Below are 1,526 nucleotides of genomic sequence, written 5' to 3'. Positions count from 1 at the left end.
TCCTTCCGTTCGCGGACGCGACGAGCGGCGTCGATACCTATGGCGGCGGGCGCTACCTGTACGACACGATCAAGGGCGCGGATCTGGGTGCGCACGAGCGCACGATCGTGCTCGATTTCAATTTTGCGTACAACCCGTCATGCGCATACGACGAACGCTGGTCATGTCCGCTGGCGCCCGCGGAGAACCGGTTGGGGTTCGAAGTCAGGGCAGGCGAGCGGGTGCCCCGCGCTGGATGAGGTGGGCGGATCGCTTGGTATCGAGCGTAATGCGGGATGTCGCGTGGTGTGGAGAACCCCAGTGTCGTTGCAATGACGCTCCAGCTCCCGCGTATTGATATCAAAGGGGGCGTTGTGCGGCGAACGCCGCTGGGTCCCGCCTTCGCGGGGACGACGGTGAAGGCGGCGCGGTTCGCGCGCCTGCTTGCGCGCCTGCTTGCGCGCTGCACGGCGTGCTCCACGCGAGTGCCGGAACCGCCCCACCCTCCATCGTCGTTCCCGCGAAGGCGGGAACCCAGTGTCGTTGCAATGACGGTCCGATCATTCGTGCATGGATATTGATGGTGCGTGTGAACGCCGCTGGGTCCCCCTTCGCGGGGACGACGATGTAAACGGTTGAGGTTCGTGCGCACTTGCCTTGCCGTCGCCTCGCCGCGAACGCGCAGAGTTAACCCTCGGCAAACCGCAGCGCGCCCCTCCGCCACCACAGTCCCGCGCCGGCGATGGCGGTGAATCCCGCTCCCACGTAGAACGTCAGCGCCGGCCCGTAGGCATCCCATAGCCAACCGGCGACCACGCTGGCAATCAACAGCGCCACACCCGACGCCAGGTTGAATACGCCGAACGCCGTGCCGCGAAGATCGGCGGGGGCTGCCGCGGCTACCAGTGCGGCCAGCAGTCCCTGCGTGAGTCCCATGTGGAGGCCCCAGAGACCCGCTCCGGCCAGCACCGCTGTCGGCCCGGTCGCGCGCGCCAGCACCACGTCGGCGATGAACAGTGCGACAAGACCACCGGCCAGCAACTGCGGCGCCTTGCCGGCGTCAACCGCGATGCCGGCGGGGTAGGCCGACAGCGCGTAGACGAGTGTCATCACCACCATGACCAGCGGCGCCGTCGCGACGGAGAAGCCGGCGTCCTGCGCTCGCAGCAGCAGAAAGGCCTCCGAGAAACGCGCCAGCGTGAACACGAACGCGATCGCCACGACCACCCACAAGGCGGGCTGCAGGCGCAAAGCGTCGCGCCAGTGCCAGCGCGGCTTCTGAAGTCCATTGCCGGCCCTGTCCTCCGGCTCGCGGACGCCGACCACGATCAGCAGCACCGCGAGGACCGCGGGAATCACGGCGATCCAGAACACCGTCTGGAAGTCACCGACGAAATAGGCCATCCCGGCGAGCGCCAGCAACGGACCGCCGATCGCGCCCACGGTGTCGAGCGCCTGGCGGAGGCCGAAGCTGCGTCCGCGAACTTCCGGAGGCGTGATGTCGGCGATAAGCGCATCGCGCGGCGCGCCGCGGATGCCCTTGCCCA

At 68.0% G+C, this 1,526-nt stretch carries 2 protein-coding genes; one reads left to right on the top strand and one right to left on the bottom strand.

Annotation, left to right across the window (positions count from 1 at the left end; genetic code table 11):
- Positions 1 to 239, top strand: a 239-nt coding sequence (locus VFE05_12000) for a DUF1684 domain-containing protein (protein ID HET6230785.1), incomplete at its 5' end; no start/stop codon positions are given.
- Positions 240 to 666: 427 nt separating this feature from the next.
- Here the strand turns inward: VFE05_12000 and VFE05_11995 are convergent.
- On the bottom strand, positions 667 to 1,526 hold an 860-nt coding region (locus VFE05_11995), incomplete at its 5' end, for an MFS transporter (protein HET6230784.1).

The organism is Longimicrobiaceae bacterium (genome assembly GCA_035696245.1).
GTDB lineage: Bacteria > Gemmatimonadota > Gemmatimonadetes > Longimicrobiales > Longimicrobiaceae > DASRQW01.
The sequence above is the reverse complement of the archived record's forward strand: the minus strand, read 5'-3'. Positions and strand labels throughout refer to the sequence as shown.